Annotated in this window: 13 protein-coding genes; 11 read left to right on the top strand and 2 right to left on the bottom strand. The window is 49.2% G+C overall.

What is annotated here, in order from left to right; genetic code table 11:
- Positions 1 to 4: 4 nt before the first annotated feature.
- Entirely contained in the window at positions 5 to 532 is a 528-nt protein-coding gene (locus tag D0B88_RS15730; protein WP_151058339.1) for a hypothetical protein, read from the bottom strand.
- Positions 529 to 1344, bottom strand: a complete 816-nt coding sequence (locus tag D0B88_RS15725) for an ABC transporter substrate-binding protein (RefSeq protein WP_225318407.1) — start codon at positions 1342 to 1344, stop codon at positions 529 to 531. The genes D0B88_RS15730 and D0B88_RS15725 overlap by 4 nt, the downstream gene beginning before the upstream one ends.
- 233 nt (positions 1345 to 1577) lie before the next feature.
- On the opposite strand from D0B88_RS15725, the gene D0B88_RS15720 reads away from it, so the two are divergent.
- From D0B88_RS15720 to D0B88_RS15670, 11 genes are all read left to right on the top strand, one after another.
- Complete coding sequence (locus D0B88_RS15720) at positions 1578 to 3950, top strand: catecholate siderophore receptor Fiu (RefSeq protein ID WP_151058337.1); 2373 nt, start codon at positions 1578 to 1580, stop codon at positions 3948 to 3950.
- 69 nt (positions 3951 to 4019) lie between these two features.
- Complete coding sequence (locus tag D0B88_RS15715) at positions 4020 to 4703, top strand: Fe2+-dependent dioxygenase (RefSeq protein WP_255477814.1); 684 nt, start codon at positions 4020 to 4022, stop codon at positions 4701 to 4703.
- Between the two features lie 116 nt (positions 4704 to 4819).
- Complete coding sequence (locus D0B88_RS15710; protein ID WP_225318406.1) at positions 4820 to 7306, top strand: TonB-dependent receptor domain-containing protein; 2487 nt, start codon at positions 4820 to 4822, stop codon at positions 7304 to 7306.
- 108 nt (positions 7307 to 7414) lie between these two features.
- On the top strand, positions 7415 to 8011 hold the full coding sequence (locus D0B88_RS15705) for a PepSY-associated TM helix domain-containing protein (protein ID WP_151058335.1): 597 nt from the start codon (positions 7415 to 7417) through the stop codon (positions 8009 to 8011).
- A 27-nt stretch (positions 8012 to 8038) separates the two neighbouring features.
- Positions 8039 to 8557: a DUF2271 domain-containing protein gene (locus tag D0B88_RS15700; RefSeq protein ID WP_151058333.1), complete on the top strand. Its 519-nt coding sequence runs from the start codon at positions 8039 to 8041 to the stop codon at positions 8555 to 8557.
- 51 nt (positions 8558 to 8608) lie between these two features.
- Entirely contained in the window at positions 8609 to 9436 is an 828-nt protein-coding gene (locus D0B88_RS15695) for a DUF4198 domain-containing protein (protein ID WP_151058331.1), read from the top strand.
- 3 nt (positions 9437 to 9439) lie between these two features.
- On the top strand, positions 9440 to 10816 hold the full coding sequence (locus D0B88_RS15690) for a sulfite reductase subunit alpha (protein WP_151058329.1): 1377 nt from the start codon (positions 9440 to 9442) through the stop codon (positions 10814 to 10816).
- A gap of 178 nt (positions 10817 to 10994) precedes the next feature.
- The gene (locus tag D0B88_RS15685) at positions 10995 to 12344 is read left to right on the top strand and encodes an efflux RND transporter periplasmic adaptor subunit (RefSeq protein WP_225318405.1); all 1350 of its coding nucleotides are present in this window, start codon (positions 10995 to 10997) and stop codon (positions 12342 to 12344) included.
- The gene (locus D0B88_RS15680) at positions 12344 to 14287 is read left to right on the top strand and encodes a MacB family efflux pump subunit (RefSeq protein WP_151058326.1); all 1944 of its coding nucleotides are present in this window, start codon (positions 12344 to 12346) and stop codon (positions 14285 to 14287) included. Before D0B88_RS15685 ends, D0B88_RS15680 begins: the two co-directional genes overlap by 1 nt.
- A 3-nt stretch (positions 14288 to 14290) precedes the next feature.
- The gene (locus D0B88_RS15675; RefSeq protein WP_151058324.1) at positions 14291 to 15670 is read left to right on the top strand and encodes an efflux transporter outer membrane subunit; all 1380 of its coding nucleotides are present in this window, start codon (positions 14291 to 14293) and stop codon (positions 15668 to 15670) included.
- Positions 15671 to 15755: 85 nt separating this feature from the next.
- Positions 15756 to 16157: a hypothetical protein gene (locus tag D0B88_RS15670; protein WP_225318404.1), complete on the top strand. Its 402-nt coding sequence runs from the start codon at positions 15756 to 15758 to the stop codon at positions 16155 to 16157.
- Positions 16158 to 16167 lie beyond the last annotated feature (10 nt).

The following is a 16167-nucleotide window of genomic DNA, read 5'->3' as shown; positions in this document are numbered from 1 at the left end:
AACGTTATTCCTTGTTGTTAAGTACCTGAACGCTTTGGAGTTTTAGGTGCTCCGGTTCACTCGTGATATGTAAAAAACGGATAGGTTTGATTGTGTTAATCGTGATCGTTTCATTGTTGAGTGTTGCGGTTAGCTCTTTTTTATTTTGGCTTAGCTTGAGTAAAAGGATGTTCTGCTGATTCCATTTGGCGGGATTATCAAAATATCTGGCGTAATGATCGTTGAGGTTTTGTTTGTATTCCAGTGCAGCATTATGGCCATTTATACAATCCTTATCGTTAAAATTTATATTCGCTACATAATCAAATTTGTGGCGGTAATGCTTTGTATCGAGTAACCGAAAATTTGCTTCGGCATACATGGGTATAGTGAATTTGATTACTGTGGTGTTGTTGCCGAGCATTATCGGCTCTAGCAAATCGCTTGAATTGGGGTGTTCGATTATCGTTGACTCAGGCTGAGGTGGTGTGGAACAAGCGGTTATTAGCATTAGCAGAATGCTAGTGAGTAAGTGAATGGCTTTTTGCATCATGGCTCCTTGCTGGTGTCTGAGAGCATGCGATCATACTCCCCCGTCTCCTTGAGCATCAACAGCCCTTTGTCCAACTCTTGTGCCATCCACCGTGCCCTGGGGCTTTTGTGTGAGAAGGCGACGTATACATCGCCCTCGTGATTTAAAAAACGTTTATCAAACACGCTGCTTTTGAGTTGCATTTGTCGCATGGCAAATTCGGCTTCGCGTTCAAACATGATTCCTGCATCGATACGCCCTTGTTTTAGCATGCGAATAATTTGCGACTGTTGGGATACTCGTATCTCGTTAAACCGGTGGCGATGAATTTCGTAATCATCCCCGTATTCGTAGTCGCGGATTACGCCAACGCGAAAATTATCCGGCAGATCATTAAAAGATTTGATGTTGCTGTGAGTGCCTGCCATAAAAAACCAATAAGCCTTGACGCTGAGTAGCGGCACCTCACCAAAAATATATTTGTTTTCGGTGGTGGCTTGGCGACTTACGTTAAAACCGCCATCAATTTTACCGGAGGCCAAATCGTGCAGGACGCGCGCATAGGGAAGTACCTGGAAGCTGAGTACTACTCCACGATTGGCAAAGGCGGCTTTGATGAGATCGGTAGAAATGCCTTGCCCCTGTTCATCACTATAAGGTGGCCAGGAGTTTTCGGCGCCGAGGCGTAGGTGTACACCATCCACGGATGCGGCTGCACCCGCTGCCTCTGTCACCGGGGCCTTTTGTTCCGCATTGCTCCCGCTGCTCGCCCCGACCAATAACGCGGTCAGGCAATACAACACGAGCAAGACGGGGCGAGAGGGGACGTGCATGGGTTAATAGCTCCAATATTGGTGCATATTGTAATATAGATAATGAAGATTAATCGCTTTTAGTTATATGTCAATAAGTCAAATGACCTCCCTCCTGAGTGGCGTGTAAAAAAGCCGTAATAAGTAAAATTAACAAAAAGAAACAAGAATTATTATCATTGTTATCGATAATGATTCTCGTTAGTATGCGCGAGCGCTAGGCGCTCCGTTTATTTCTATTACAAGGGCTTGTCATGACCATCGGAAAATCTACTCACTTACCTATAGTGTCCAAAAAGCACGTGAAGGCGTTACAGCTTGGGGCAACGGCACTGTCTTCTGCATTGCTGCTGGCTTCGTCTGGGGTTGTGGCGCAAGAGGCAGCAAAAACAACCAAGAAGTTGAATACCGTAAGAGTTGAAGCAGAGGCGATAGAGAGCTACAAGGCCGAGCAGGTAAGCTCCCCTAAATTTACCCAGCCATTGGTGGATACTCCACAAACCATCGCGGTAGTAAAAAAGGAATTGTTCCAGCAACAGGCCGCGACCACCCTAAGTGAAGCACTGCGCAATACGCCCGGTATCACTATGTTGATGGGTGAAAACGGTAATACCTCTACCGGCGATTCTATTTTTATGCGCGGGTTTGATACCCAGGGCAGTATTTTTGTGGATGGTATCCGCGATTTAGGTAGCATCAGCCGCGATACCTTTAATACCGAACAAGTGGAAATTGCGAAAGGCCCGGCAGGGGTGGATAACGGCCGTGGTGCAGCGTCCGGTTATGTAAACCTCAGCAGTAAGCTGGCCAATCAGGAGGATGCCATCAGCGGCAGCGTGACTGGCGGTACCGGTGATTACAAACGTGCAACTGTCGATGTGAATAAAACCCTGTCTACGACTTCAGCGTTACGCGTTAACCTGATGAAGCAAGACGCCGGTGTTGATGGCCGTGACCAGGTTGAAAACAATGCCCAAGGTTTTGCCGCCTCTCTCGGGTTGGGGTTGGGAACCGATACTCGCACCTACATTAATGTTCTTGCAGCGGAGCAATCCGGTGTGCCGGATGGTGGTGTGTCTACTATCGGATTGGATGGTTATTACAACGCGATTTTTGCGACTGGTGTACTGGCCGGTCAAACTCCCGAACGTGTTGATACTGAAAATTTCTACGGCTCCACCAATGACTTTAACGATGTCAAAGCCAGTATGGTGACAGTGCGCATCGAACAGGATTTGGCCGAGGGTGTTACCTTGCGCAATACCTCGCGCTATGGTCGAACCAATCAGGATCAACTCTTGACGGGGGTGAATGCGGTCACTTTTACAACCCCGAGTGAGCCAGCGTCCTGGACAATTTCCCGCTCGCGTCAGGGTAAGGATCAAACTAACCAGATCCTCACCAATCAGACTAATTTGTCTGCCTCATTTGAGGCGGGTGGTATCAAACACGATTTGGTATCCGGTGTTGAATTCACCTATGAGAGTCAGCTGAACTACACCTTGGGCCTTCCATTTACCGCTTCGACTTCATCGACCACTGTGCAGCAGGCTAATGCCAACCTCTACAATCCAAGCACGGGCGATGTGTTCCAGCCGGTGTTGCGCACCGGTGCTAAAACCGATGGTGAAACCACTACCTACGCCTTCTATGCGCAGGACACAGTGACGCTGAATGATCAATGGGAGTTAAGCGCCGGTGTTCGCGCAGATCGCTTCCATACCAAGACTGACGTTATCACCCGTCAGGCGGCAGTGACTGCACCAGCGGTGCAAACTGTTCCAGTGGGTACATTGCTTGCGAGCGATGCGCATCTCACCGATGAATTGTTTGGCTGGAAATTGGGTGGCGTGTATAAGCCCGCGGCTAATGGCTCTGTGTATGTCAGCTACGCCACGTCCGAGTTGCCACCGGGTGGAGCGAACTTTGCGCTCAACACTACCAATGCTGCGAACAACATTAATAACCCTAATCTCGATCCACAAAAGGGTACTAACGCCGAGCTGGGCACTAAATGGAATGTGCTGGATAACAAACTGTTCCTGACGGCAGCCCTGTTCCGCAGTACCAATGAAAACGAAATCGCCACTAACCCCGACGGCTCTTCCGTTGCTTTGGGTGAAAAGCAAGTGGAAGGTGTGGAGTTTGGTGCGGTGGGTTCATTGACCGACAAGTGGCAAATCAGCGCTGGTCTTGCGTTTATGGACAACGAAATCACGCGCGGTAACCGCACGGTGGATAACCCGAATACCCCGGCCAATGAAGCCTCTGGCAATAACGAGGGTGGTGCTATCCAATGGTCGCCAAAAACTACATTTACCCTCTGGAACAGCTATACCTTTGACAGCGGCTTGTTGATTGGTGGCGGTGCACGCTACGTGGATACTATGGTCAGCTCCAGTGTGGTGAATACAACTGCCCTGAGCACCCGCTCTATGTACGAATTTGGTGATTATTGGGTATTTGATGCTATGGCGTCCTATCCGATTAACCAAAACCTGAGTGTGCAACTTAATCTGCTCAATATTACCGATGAGGATTATGTGGCCAGCCTGAATAATGGTGGTTCACGCTATTATCCTGGGGCGCCTTTGTCGGCACGGTTGGGTGTGAATTTCAGCTTCTAATTAATTGTTTGGTCATTTGTAAGGGCGCGATTTATCGCGCCCTTTATTTATTGCGCGCATGCGGGGGATATGATGCTAATCCACATTCCAGAAGTATTAACCAAACAACAAGTTGCCGAGTGCCGCGCCCGCTTACAGGAGGCGCAGTGGGTGGATGGCAAAGCCACAGTAGGGCAGCAGGGGGCTCAGGTTAAACGCAATCGCCAATTGCCGGTGGATGGCCCCGTCGCGCGCGCGTTGGGCGAAATGATTTTAACGGCGCTTTACGCCAACCCACTGTTTATGTCGGCCGCGTTGCCATTGCGAATCGTGCCACCACTATTTAATGCATACGCCGGTGGCGAACATTACGGTTTTCATGTGGATGGTGCGATTCGTTTAGTGCCGGGCACTAACCTCAGCTTGCGTACCGATGTGTCATCCACCTTGTTTTTATCCGAGCCAGACGAGTACGAGGGTGGCGAGTTAATCGTGCAAGACACCTACGGCAGTCACGAAGTGAAATTGCCCGCAGGCGATTTGATTTTGTATCCCTCCACCAGCTTGCACCAGGTAGCTCCCGTCACCCAAGGCGAGCGAGTGTGCAGTTTCTTCTGGACGCAAAGCATGGTACGCGACGATTGGCAGCGCAATTTGCTCCACGAGTTGGATTGCAATATCCAGTCCCTGCGCCAAAGGCTGGGTGATAGCGCCGAAATATTGGGTTTGACAGGCCATTATCACAACCTGTTGCGCCAGTGGGCTGATGTCTGAGTAATCCGATTTAATTTATGTAAATAGGAATTGTTATCATTGTAAATGTAAATACTTATCGATAACATGCGCGCATTATTACTTTTTGCGTATTTTTATTGATAAGGTGATTGCAGATGTACCCAAAAAACAACAGGGCTGGCCGTTTTTCTCTTCCGTTAACCGCATCATCAATGGTGGTGCTGGGTGCATTTATGGCATCCACCCATGCCTTTGCCCAAGCCAGCACGACAGCACAAACCGCCACATCAGCGGCACCCGTATTGCAAAAAGTTGTGGTTTCTGCAGCTGGTTTTGAACAGAAAATTACCGATGCACCCGCCAGTATTTCTGTAGTCACTGCGGAAGAATTGAGTAAACGCCCCTACACCACACTGTTGGACGCCGTGCGCGATCTGGAAGGTGTGGATATTGGCGAAACCCGCGATAAAACCGGGCAGGGCACCATCTCTATGCGGGGGATGGGCTCGGATTACACCCTGATTCTGGTGGATGGAAAACGTCAAAACAATCACGGTGATATTTACCCCAACAGTTTTGGTGGCAACCAGTTTGGCCATATGCCGCCGCTGGATGCCATCGAGCGTATCGAAGTGATTCGCGGCCCAGCCTCTACTTTGTACGGTTCGGATGCCATGGGTGGTGTGATTAACATCATCACTAAAAAAGTGACCGATAAGTGGCAGGGGTCGGTAAGCCATAGCCGTACCCAACAGACAGACGACAGCTTTGGTGAAGATATCACCACCGACTTCAACGTGATGGGGCCCCTCATTCCTGGCAAATTGGGTCTGGCTGTTCGTGGCAGTTCTTACAACCGTTTGGCTTCAAACCCCACCTATGCGGATATCGTTTACCCCAATGGTGAAGTGCGTAATCGCCCCTTGGGTTTCGGTGGCGGCGGTAAAACCGTGGATAACGAAAACGAAGTCCTGGGGGCGCGTCTTTCCTGGACGCCAACCGACAATCAAAGTATCGCGTTTGATATCGAAACCTCGCAGCAGCAATACGATAACTCCCCGCGCATCAATGACTCCGGCGTACAGGAATATCCGGTGGGTACGGTGGATGGAATCGACAGTATTTGGAGTGCGGCCAATTACTGTAAAGACGCAGCAGGCACCCGCGAAAATGTGTGTGTTGCCAATGGGGGCACTTGGTCGCGCCGCGCCAACCCGCGTGTCGGCTACAGCGCCATCCAGGAATTCACCCGCGACACCTGGTCGTTAACCCACGAAGGAAAATGGGATATCGGCAATAGCTTTGTGTCCCTGGCGTATGTGGATACTAATAACGAAGGCCGCACCTTGCCGTTCACCGTGGCTGAACGTGAACAACTATTGGCGATGTTCGACGGTACTGGCGCTTATGCCGGGATGAGTGAAGCCGAACGGAAAGCACTGGCGGCTAGCACTTTCCTGCCGCGCGGAAAACGCACCTTATCCAGTAACCAATACACCCTGGACGCCAAACTGGACATGCCTTTTGAATTGGCTGGCCAGCAGCATGTGACCGTCGTAGGTGCCCAAGTTATTCAAGGTGAATTGGAGGACGGTGTATTTGGCATGGAAAGCGGCACGCCCGGTGGTGTGCAAGAACACAATATGTACTCCTTGTTTGCTGAAGATACCTGGTATGTCATCAGCCCCTTGGCGATTACCGCTGGTTTGCGTTATGACGATCATGAGGTGTTTGGCGATCAGGTGAGCCCACGCTTATATGGCGTATACACGCTAAGCGAACAATGGACTTTTAAAGGTGGCGTGAGCACTGGTTTTAAAACCCCGAAAACCACCCAGTTGTATGATGGTGTGGTTGGTTTTGGCGGGCAGGGGACTTCACCCATGTACGGCAACCCCGATCTGAAACCCGAAACCACGACTAGCACAGAGTTTGCGGTTTATTGGCAACACGCCGCTGGCCACAATTTTAACGCGACGATTTTCCACAACGATTTTGACGATAAGTTAGCCTCCCAACCCTGCGGTGCTACCACCAATATTAGCTGTGCAGAAACCGGTGAGTACGCTGATTTGGGTTATGCCACCAGCAGCAAAACCGTCAATATCGATAAAGCGGTTATTCAAGGTCTGGAGTTGGCAGGGCGCATTCAACTAGTGCCCGGTTTAGCATTGCGCACCAATTACACTTACACCGATAGCGAGCAAAAAAGTGGCGTGAATAAAGGTCGCCCGGTAGGTGATAGCAGTCAAAGCCCTGCCAAACATATGGCGAATGCCACGCTGGATTGGGATGTAACGGCAGACTTAAATGTGTTCTTTACCGCGCAACTGAACTCGGATCGTTATCGCTCATGGGATGTGAATACTGATGAGGCGCTGTATTACAAGAGCTATGAAATTTTTCACTTGGGTGCATCCTTCCGCGCAAGCCCGGCAGTCACTTTTAATGCGCGTATCAACAACTTATTTGATCGTGACTTTACCGATTACGATGTTACGTTTACTGAATGTGTTGCGGGTGATACCAACTGTATCGTCGCTGCAGGTGATGCGGACGGTTATTTGGCAACGGTGCTGGATCATTACAACAACAAAGACAAAGCGCGCAACATTTGGCTGGGTGTGAACGTCAAATTTTAATCCGTTATTCACTTCACCAGTGCCCTCGTTGCAGCGAGGGTAGGTGGTGTCTCTTTTAAAAAGATAAACCGTGAATAGCACAATTGTTGAAAGGCAAAAATAGTCAGCATGAAAAAATATGTGGGTAGTGTGCGCGAATGGCATTGGATCAGCTCGGCGATTTGTTTAATCGGCATGCTGCTATTTGCGATTACCGGCATTACGTTGAATCACGCGGCGGATATTAAAGCCACACCAGAAATTATCACCAAAGAAGCGCAGCTGCCGGCAGAAATACTGGATGCTATTTCTGTGCCGGACGCAGAAAAAGCACCCTTGCCAGAAACGCTGCGCGCTTGGTTGGCGGATACGCAGAAAATTGAAGTTCGCAATCAATTAGCAGAGTGGAGTGAGGACGAAATTTATCTCTCGCTACCGCGCCCCGGTGGTGATGCTTGGTTGAGTATGGATTTAACCAGCGGTGAATTGTTGTATGAACTTACCGATCGCGGTTGGGTTTCCTATTTCAACGATTTACACAAAGGGCGAAATACGCCAGTGATATGGAGCTGGTTCCTCGATTTTTTTGCAATTGCCTGCATTATTTTTTGTATAACAGGTTTGCTGTTGTTAAAACGCTACGCGAGTGGCCGCCCCGCAACCTGGCCGATGGTGGGCTTGGGTTTGGTAGCACCTTGGGTGCTGATTTTATTATTTATCCATTAAAAATGATGTGAAGTGAGGGAGTTAATTATGCGTTTGCGTTATGCACTAAGTTCGCTGTTGTCAGTAGTCAGTATTTCCTCCGCCATGGCTGCAGATTTAAATGTGTCGGTAGAGATTCCCGCACTCGACGTTGCCGAGTATCACAAACCCTATGTGGCGCTTTGGTTGGAGAATGAAAAAGGCGAGAGCACTAATTTGGCGGTGTGGTATCAGTTGGAATCGCGCGGCGAAAAAAGTGATAAGGGTGAAGAGTGGCTTAAAGATATGCGCCAGTGGTGGCGTCGTATTGGTCGCGATACCGACATGCCCGTTGATGGTGTCAGTGGCGCAACCCGCGCGCCGGGAAAACATTCAGTGACTTTTACTGAAGGCAGCGCACCTCTGGGCACATTAAAACCCGGTAATTATGTGCTTATGGTGGAAGCAGCGCGTGAAGTGGGTGGTCGTGAATTGGTAAAAGTGCCTTTCACTTGGCCGATTGCTGGCGTGCAAACGGCTGCCGGAAAAAAAGAATTGGGTGAAGTAAAAATCACGCCTTCACTCTGAGTGTTTTTGTATCAGAGACTTTATTAACTGGATTTTTTAAGAGGAATAATGATGAATAGTTTACTAAAAACCACGCTCTGTACTGCGCTCGTTCTCTGCTTACCGATATCAGCACAAGCCCATCGTGCATGGTTATTGCCAAGCGCTACTGTGCTTTCCAGTGATGACGCCTGGGTGAGTATTGATGCCGCGGTATCTAACGATATTTTCCATGCCGATCACGCACCTATGCGTGCAGAAAGTGTTGTGGTTACTGCACCAGATGGCGCCACACTGCAAGTACAAAATGCGATGACCGGAAAATACCGCAGCACGTTTGATGTGCAATTACCGCAAAAAGGTACTTATAAAATTGCAGTGGCATCCAGCGGTTTAATGGCGCGTTGGGAAACAGAAACCGGTGAGCGCAAAATGTGGCCAGGTCGTGGTGAGCGCGCTAATCCCGCCGATTTTGACAAAATGGTGCCTAAAAAAGCCAAGAACTTGGAAGTGTCGCAATTCTCGCGGCGCATGGAAACGTTTGTTACCGCCGGCTCACCAACTGAGTCAGTATTAAAAGCGACCAAGCAAGGTTTGGAATTGGTGCCAGTAACCCACCCGAATGATTTGTTTGCTGGTGAAGTGGCGACCTTTCAATTTCAAATGGATGGCAAACCCGTTGCTGGTGTAAAAGCCACCATCATCCCTGGTGGTATGCGCTATCGCAATGATCAAGCCGCCATCGACGTGGAATCCGATAAAAAAGGCAATATTTCTGTAACCTGGCCGCAGGCGGGAATGTACTGGTTAAGCGCCAGCTATCGCGATGATAAAGCTAAAAAACCAGCCACCGTTCGCGCTGGCAGTTACGTTGCTACTTTTGAAGTATTGCCGGAATAAGTTGTGCGTTATTTAGCAGCAAGTGCGTTAGTTTTTATTTACCTGTTGTTCTGTTGGTTTTGCTGGCAAAAACATCGCCGTCAGCTACAGCAACAACAGGTGCTTGCTGTTCCTTCGTCCGATGATGCAGTAATTCTAATTGCCTACGCCAGCCAAACCGGAAACGCTGCGCGTATCGCCCGGCAAACGGCGCAGCAATTAAATGCTTCTGGTAAAAACACTCAATTAATTACGCTCAATAATCTCAATACTGAACACTTAACGCGAACCCGTCAGCTATTAATTATTGCCAGCACTTACGGTGAAGGTGAAGCGCCCGATAACGGCAATCGGTTTATAGCGCGCACACTTGAATCGTTAAATCCCACTGCGCTCAGTTCACTGGAATATCTGGTCCTAGGCTTGGGTGATTCCAGTTACCTGCATTTTTGTGGTTTTGCGCAGCAGCTGCATAATGCACTCCACCATTGTGGTGCCCACGCAATGGCAGACATGATTAGCGTGGATAAGCTGGATGAAAGCGCACTGCGCCATTGGCAATATTATTTGGGGCAAATTTCCGGCAATTCTTATTTTAGCGATTGGAGTAAACCGGCCTACGAAGAATGGCGATTAATCGCGCGCGAATGTATAAATCCTGCAAGCCCCGGTGCGCCTGCCTATCATTTACAATTACAACCTACCAATGGAGTTGTGTTGACACAACCGCAATCCGGTGCTGCTTTATGGTGTGCGGGAGATATTGTGGAGATAGGCCCGCGCAATTCTTCCGATTTGCCTCATCGCGAATATTCTATCGCTTCCGTGCCCAGTGAGGGCTCACTCGATTTATTGGTGCGTCAGGTACGTGCGCCCGGTGGCGAGTTAGGTTTGGGGTCGGGTTGGTTAACCGCCCAGACGGAATTAAATAGCATCATCCATTTACGTGTGCGCTCTAATCCCCATTTTCATTCGCCGCCAGCACAGGTGCCACTAATTTTAATTGGTAACGGAACGGGTATTGCCGGGTTGCGTTCGCATTTGGCCAACCCGGCGCGCGCGACAGGTAAACACTGGTTGTTTTTTGGTGAGCGCAGCCACTTTGCCGATGATTTTTTCAGCGCGGACATTCAACATTGGTTGGAAACCGGTTTATTGACCCGGGTTAACAAAGTTTTTTCACGTGACGCAGCGTCTGGTGAGGCGCGTTACGTGCAAGATTTATTGCCCTATCATGCCGAGGCAATCCGTGAGTGGGTTGCAGCGGGCGCAGCTATTTATGTGTGCGGCAGCTTACAAGGCATGGCACAAGCAGTAGATGATGCCTTGGTGGCTATTCTGGGGGCCGCGCAAGTAGAGCAGCTTGCAGATCAACAGCGCTACTGTCGCGACGTTTATTAACAACTGTTCACAACATGTTCGATCACCCGTGACGATTGTGGAACAACTGTTAAACCCTCCCTTTGCCGGCTATTCTGTCGGCGCGTGCAGGTTATAATTTTCTTTTATTTTTACACGCCTTTTCCTTTTGTTTTCATACCAATAAAGCCGCTTACTCATTTAACGGATGCTGTTTTCCATGGCTAAACCTTCCCTTGTTAAAACCTCAATTAAAAAAGTATTTAACTCCTGGCGCAATATTGCCGTTGCACTTTTACTGATATTGCTAGTGGTTTTTGGCTTGTGGCGTAGCCTGTGGGCAAGCGACGACGAGGCGGTCATTTATACAACAGAGGCGGTAACGCGCGGGGATATTGAAAACCTGGTCACTGCTACAGGTACTTTGCAGCCGCAGGATTATGTTGATGTTGGTGCGCAGGTATCCGGTCAGTTGGAGAAATTGCATGTTGATGTGGGCTCGGAAGTAAAAGCCGGCGATCTATTGGCGGAAATCGATGCAACGGTTTATGCCGCGCGCGTGGATGCAACCCGCGCTTCGCTGCGCACCCAGCAGGCGCAATTGTTGGATCGCGAAGCGCAATTAACGCTGGCAAATATAAAATACCAGCGCGAAAAAAATCTTTTCAAAGAAGATGCGACCACCAACGAGTCGTTGCAAACGGCAGAAGCCAATTTGAAATCGGCGCAGGCGCAACTAAAAGCCTTACAAGCGCAAATTGAACAAACGGAATCTACCTTGCGTGTAGAAGCCGCTAATTTAACTTATGCCACCATTTACGCACCTATCGATGGCACCGTGGTGTCAATTACCTCGCGCCAAGGGCAGACATTGAATACCAATCAAATGGCGCCCACCATTATGCGTATCGCCGATCTCTCAACCATGACCGTGCAGACGCAGGTGTCGGAAGCAGACATCGGCAAACTGCGTAAAACTATGCCGGTTTATTTCACCACACTCGGCAGTCAGGGGCGCCGCTGGTATAGCAAGTTGGATCGCATTCAACCGACGCCGGAAATTCTCAATAACGTGGTGTTGTATAACGCACTGTTTGATGTGCCCAACGAAAATCGTTTGCTGATGACACAAATGAGTACGCAGGTATTTTTTATTGAATCCCAAGCAAAAGATGTGTTGTTAGTACCTATGTCGGCAGTGAGTTTTATATCGCCGCGGGGCGATCGCCCACAAGCGCAAACTGCCAATCGCCCTGAGCCCACGGAACAACAAAAAGCCGAGTGGAAAAAACGTCGTGCTGAAATAAAAGAAAGCATCGATAAGAGAAGCCAAAATACCGATAAGGCGGTGCATTCTCCGCGCCCGGCGCTGGTGAATATTATGAAAAGCGACGGCAGCCTTGAAGAGCGCAAGGTGTTAGTCGGTGTTACCAATCGTGTGCAGGCAGAAATTATTGAAGGTGTTGCGGAGGGCGAGCAAGTGGTCAGTGGCAGCTCGCGCCCCTCACAACCAAAAGCGGCAGCTGGTATGCGCATGGGTGGCCCTGGTATGGGCATGGGTAGACGTTAATGACAACGCCTAATGCTATTCAACCGCTGATTAAATTAACGGGTATCACCAAAACTTTTCGCAATGGCGAGCTTGCTACGCAAGTATTGCACGGCATAGACCTGGAAATTTACCCCGGTGAATTTGTTGCCATCATGGGGCAATCGGGTTCGGGCAAATCCACTCTCATGAATATTCTCGGTTGCCTGGACCGGGCAACCACTGGCGATTATTTTTTTGATGGAAAAAATATTAACGAGTTGGGTACTGATGACCTTGCCCAGTTGCGGCGCGAAGCCTTCGGTTTTGTGTTTCAAAGTTACAATTTGTTGGCCGGTGCAACCGCCTGTGAAAATGTGGAAATGCCTGCAACCTATTCGGGCTTGTCGCCTACTGCGCGCCGCACACGGGCAACTGCATTATTAGGTTCACTCGGGTTGCACGAACGTTTGCATCATCGCCCTGGTCAGTTGTCCGGCGGGCAACAGCAGCGTGTATCTATCGCACGTGCACTGATGAATGGTGGCCAGATAATTTTAGCGGATGAGCCAACCGGCGCGTTGGATAGTCACAGCGGCAAAGAAGTAATGCGCTTGCTGAAAGAATTATCGGCGCAAGGTCACACTATTATTTTAATTACCCACGATGCGGAAGTGGCACATCATGCCCAGCGCTTGATTGAAATCCGCGATGGCGAAATTATTGCTGATGCCGGACCAAAAATTCCATCGCAACCACCACTGGAAGAGCATGCGTTGCGCGGTGAATCCAGCCTGCGCAATGAATTGTTTGAGGCAACTAAAACGGCATTTCGCTCCCTGCACAGCAATATTTTTCGCACCGTGTTAACTCTGCTAGGCATTGTAATTGGCGTTGCCTCGGTAATTACTTTGATGGCCATTGGTGATGGTGCTAAAAAATCCGTGGTAGACAGTATTAGCGCAATGGGTAGCAATTTGTTATTGGTGAGGCCGGGTGGGCCGACACAACGTTTCCGCTGGGACTCGGTAACCTTGGTGCCGGAAGATGTGGATGCGATTGCAGCACTGCCTAATATTGCCGCTGCATTGCCTGAGCTAAACGGTCAGTTTACCTTGCGTTATGGCAATGTGGATCACACCACAGAAGTAAATGCTACGGCGGCACAATTCCCTCACGCGCGAAAATGGGATGTTGCCCAAGGAACTTTCTTTAGCGAAGAAGATGATAGAAATTATGCGACAGTGGTGGTGTTGGGAAAAACAGTAGCTACTAAATTATTTCCACAACAAGATGCGATTGGCAAATTTATTATTATCAATAATGTGTTATTTCAAGTCATAGGTGTTATGAGTGAGCGTGGCGCTGATCCTGGTGGCCAGGATCAGGATGATAAGGTTTTTGTGCCGTTTAAAACCGGTAGCTTAAGGGTGATTGGTCAGCGCTTTTTGCGCAACATAACAATCTCGGTTGATGATGAGAAAAATATGGAGGCTGTGCAAACTCGTGTACATGCGTTATTGATGGAACGGCACGGCACTGAAGATTTCCAAATTCGCAGTATGTCATCGCTGATTGATATGGTCTCTGAAACACAAAATACCATGACAGTTTTGTTGGGTTCTATCGCCGCTATTTCACTGCTGGTAGGTGGCATTGGTGTAATGAATATCATGCTAGTTAGTGTAACCGAGCGTACTCGCGAAATTGGTATTCGCATGGCCACCGGTGCGCGCACCCGCCACATAATGCAACAATTTTTAATTGAAGCATTGGTGGTGTCTGCGCTTGGTGGAGTGCTGGGTGTGGCACTGGGCTTGGGTGTGGCCATGTTGGTAAGTTATTTGGGTACAACCGTTGCCTATTCATTGACACCGATTGTGATGGCATTTAGCTGTGCTTTTTTAACTGGTTTGCTGTTCGGCTATTTACCTGCGCGGAAAGCGGCTCGGCTTGATCCTGTTACCGCTTTGGCTTCGGAGTAGTTTATGTACTTGTTCAGTAAAAAAATTGCACTGGCTTCCTGCATGATTCTGTTGTCAGCATGCAGTGCTGCCCCATCAGAAAAGCCAGTCATTAATTATGCTAATGCTTATTCTGCAACCCTTAATAATGCCGCCGCAATCCAAGGCGACAGTGATTGGTGGCAGGCATTTGCATCGCCAACACTAAATGAATTAATCCAGCTTGCGCAGCAACAAAGCCCCGACTTACTGATCTCTGCCGAGCGTGTGCGTCAAGCTGAATTGCAAATGCGCATTGCCAACGCGACTTTGTTTCCGTCATTAACTGCCACTGCATCTTCCGGTGAGTCGCGCACTAAAGCGGATGGGCAGGGAAGTGAACGTGGTGAATCCACACGTGCCAGTATTGGTGTGAATTACGAGGTGGATTTATGGGGTGGGTTGGCTGCCAATAGGTCTGCTGTTAAAGCGGGTTTTGACGCAACACGTTATGATCAGGATGCGGCTGCGCTGAGCATAAAAGCGGCTATCGCCAGCGGTTGGTTTCAATGGTTGGCCTTGCAGGAGCGGATCGTGACGGCGCAAAAAAATATCGTTATTGCCGAGCGTGTGCAGCGCATAGTTGATGCACGTTTTCGCAATGGTGCAGCCACTGCTGCTGATGTGGCGCAACAAAAAAACAACCTGTTAACGCAGCGAGCAGCACTTTTTCCGCTTGAATTGCAAGCGCGGCAAACGCAATCAGCCCTTGCAATTTTGTTGGGAAAAACGCCACAAGAATTTGTGCTGATTGCAGAAAATTTACTCGCAGTAGCTGTGCCGCAAATTACACCCGGTACACCGGCAGAGTTGATTGCGCGTCGCCCGGATTTGGCCGCGCGCGAAGCTGATTTGGCAGCGGCTGATGCAGATATTCATGCGGCACGTGCAGCGCTATTGCCAGGTATTAGTTTTAGTGTCAGTGCGAGTAAATCAGCGAGTGAATTATTTGCGCTTAACCCGGCAACACAAGCCTCTGGATGGACGCTGTCGCTAGCGCAAACTATTTTTAACGGGGGGCGCTTGGTCAATCAAAGGCGTTTGAGCGAAGCTCGTCGCGCGGAGTTGGTTTTGCAGTACCACAAAGCGATTTTAGTTGCATTGCAAGAGGTAGATAACGCTTTGGTTTCCACTGATATCAGTGCCAGGCAGGAGGTCAGCCAGCAGGAAATAGTCACCAATGCCGCACGCAGTTTGCGTTTGTCTGAAGCACGTTACCGTGCAGGAACAGATGATTTGCTATCACTTCTTGAGGCTCAGCGCAGTTTGTTTCAGGCACAGGATTCTCTGGTGCAACAGCGATTGTCCCGTTTAAATGCCGCAGTGGAATTGTATAAATCCCTTGGTGGTGGTTGGAATCTTTAATTTAAGGATGAACTGGCACTTTTTCTGCTGGTATTTTTAGGTGCTACGAATAGCAGCTATAAATCCAGAGGAGGTTATTGGGCATATGTCGGCGTTATTGTGTTATTTTTCTCGTTTACCGTTCGGGAAAATGGTGCTTTGGTATTACCTCATCTGGTATTTCGTTACCGTCTATTTCCATTTTGATCCCAATCCCAAAATCTGGATTAATGCGTTGGGAATCAGTGTGGTGATTGGTATTGCGTTGATGTTGAGTGTCAGCAATGGCCAATCGCCGCTCGCCAATCCGTGGCAAACATTTCGTCTATTCTGGATGCCTTTTGCAGTATCCAGTTTTTCATCGCTTATCAAAGGGCAGGGCTATACGGTGATTTTTTCACCGCATCTGCGCGAAGTGCTTATCGCCTTGGCTGCCTGCTTACTGTTCACACTATGCGTTGCAGCACTTAAATGGCGCAATCGCTGGCTGGTCTTGTCATCCCGCTGAGGTTGCCTCT

The sequence above is a fragment of the Cellvibrio sp. KY-YJ-3 genome (assembly GCF_008806955.1).
Lineage (GTDB): Bacteria > Pseudomonadota > Gammaproteobacteria > Pseudomonadales > Cellvibrionaceae > Cellvibrio.
This window is presented reverse-complemented; position numbering and strand designations above follow the sequence as displayed.

Coding starts and splice junctions, on each gene's coding strand:
- D0B88_RS15675 (WP_151058324.1), top strand. CDS start 14,291: ATGTACTTGTTCAGTAAAAAAATTGCACTGGCTTCCTGCATGATTCTG.
- D0B88_RS15710 (WP_225318406.1), top strand. CDS start 4,820: ATGTACCCAAAAAACAACAGGGCTGGCCGTTTTTCTCTTCCGTTAACC.
- D0B88_RS15685 (WP_225318405.1), top strand. CDS start 10,995: ATGGCTAAACCTTCCCTTGTTAAAACCTCAATTAAAAAAGTATTTAAC.
- D0B88_RS15705 (WP_151058335.1), top strand. CDS start 7,415: ATGAAAAAATATGTGGGTAGTGTGCGCGAATGGCATTGGATCAGCTCG.
- D0B88_RS15670 (WP_225318404.1), top strand. CDS start 15,756: ATGTCGGCGTTATTGTGTTATTTTTCTCGTTTACCGTTCGGGAAAATG.
- D0B88_RS15715 (WP_255477814.1), top strand. CDS start 4,020: ATGATGCTAATCCACATTCCAGAAGTATTAACCAAACAACAAGTTGCC.
- D0B88_RS15695 (WP_151058331.1), top strand. CDS start 8,609: ATGAATAGTTTACTAAAAACCACGCTCTGTACTGCGCTCGTTCTCTGC.
- D0B88_RS15700 (WP_151058333.1), top strand. CDS start 8,039: ATGCGTTTGCGTTATGCACTAAGTTCGCTGTTGTCAGTAGTCAGTATT.
- D0B88_RS15730 (WP_151058339.1), bottom strand. CDS start 532: ATGATGCAAAAAGCCATTCACTTACTCACTAGCATTCTGCTAATGCTA.
- D0B88_RS15720 (WP_151058337.1), top strand. CDS start 1,578: ATGACCATCGGAAAATCTACTCACTTACCTATAGTGTCCAAAAAGCAC.
- D0B88_RS15680 (WP_151058326.1), top strand. CDS start 12,344: ATGACAACGCCTAATGCTATTCAACCGCTGATTAAATTAACGGGTATC.
- D0B88_RS15725 (WP_225318407.1), bottom strand. CDS start 1,344: ATGCACGTCCCCTCTCGCCCCGTCTTGCTCGTGTTGTATTGCCTGACC.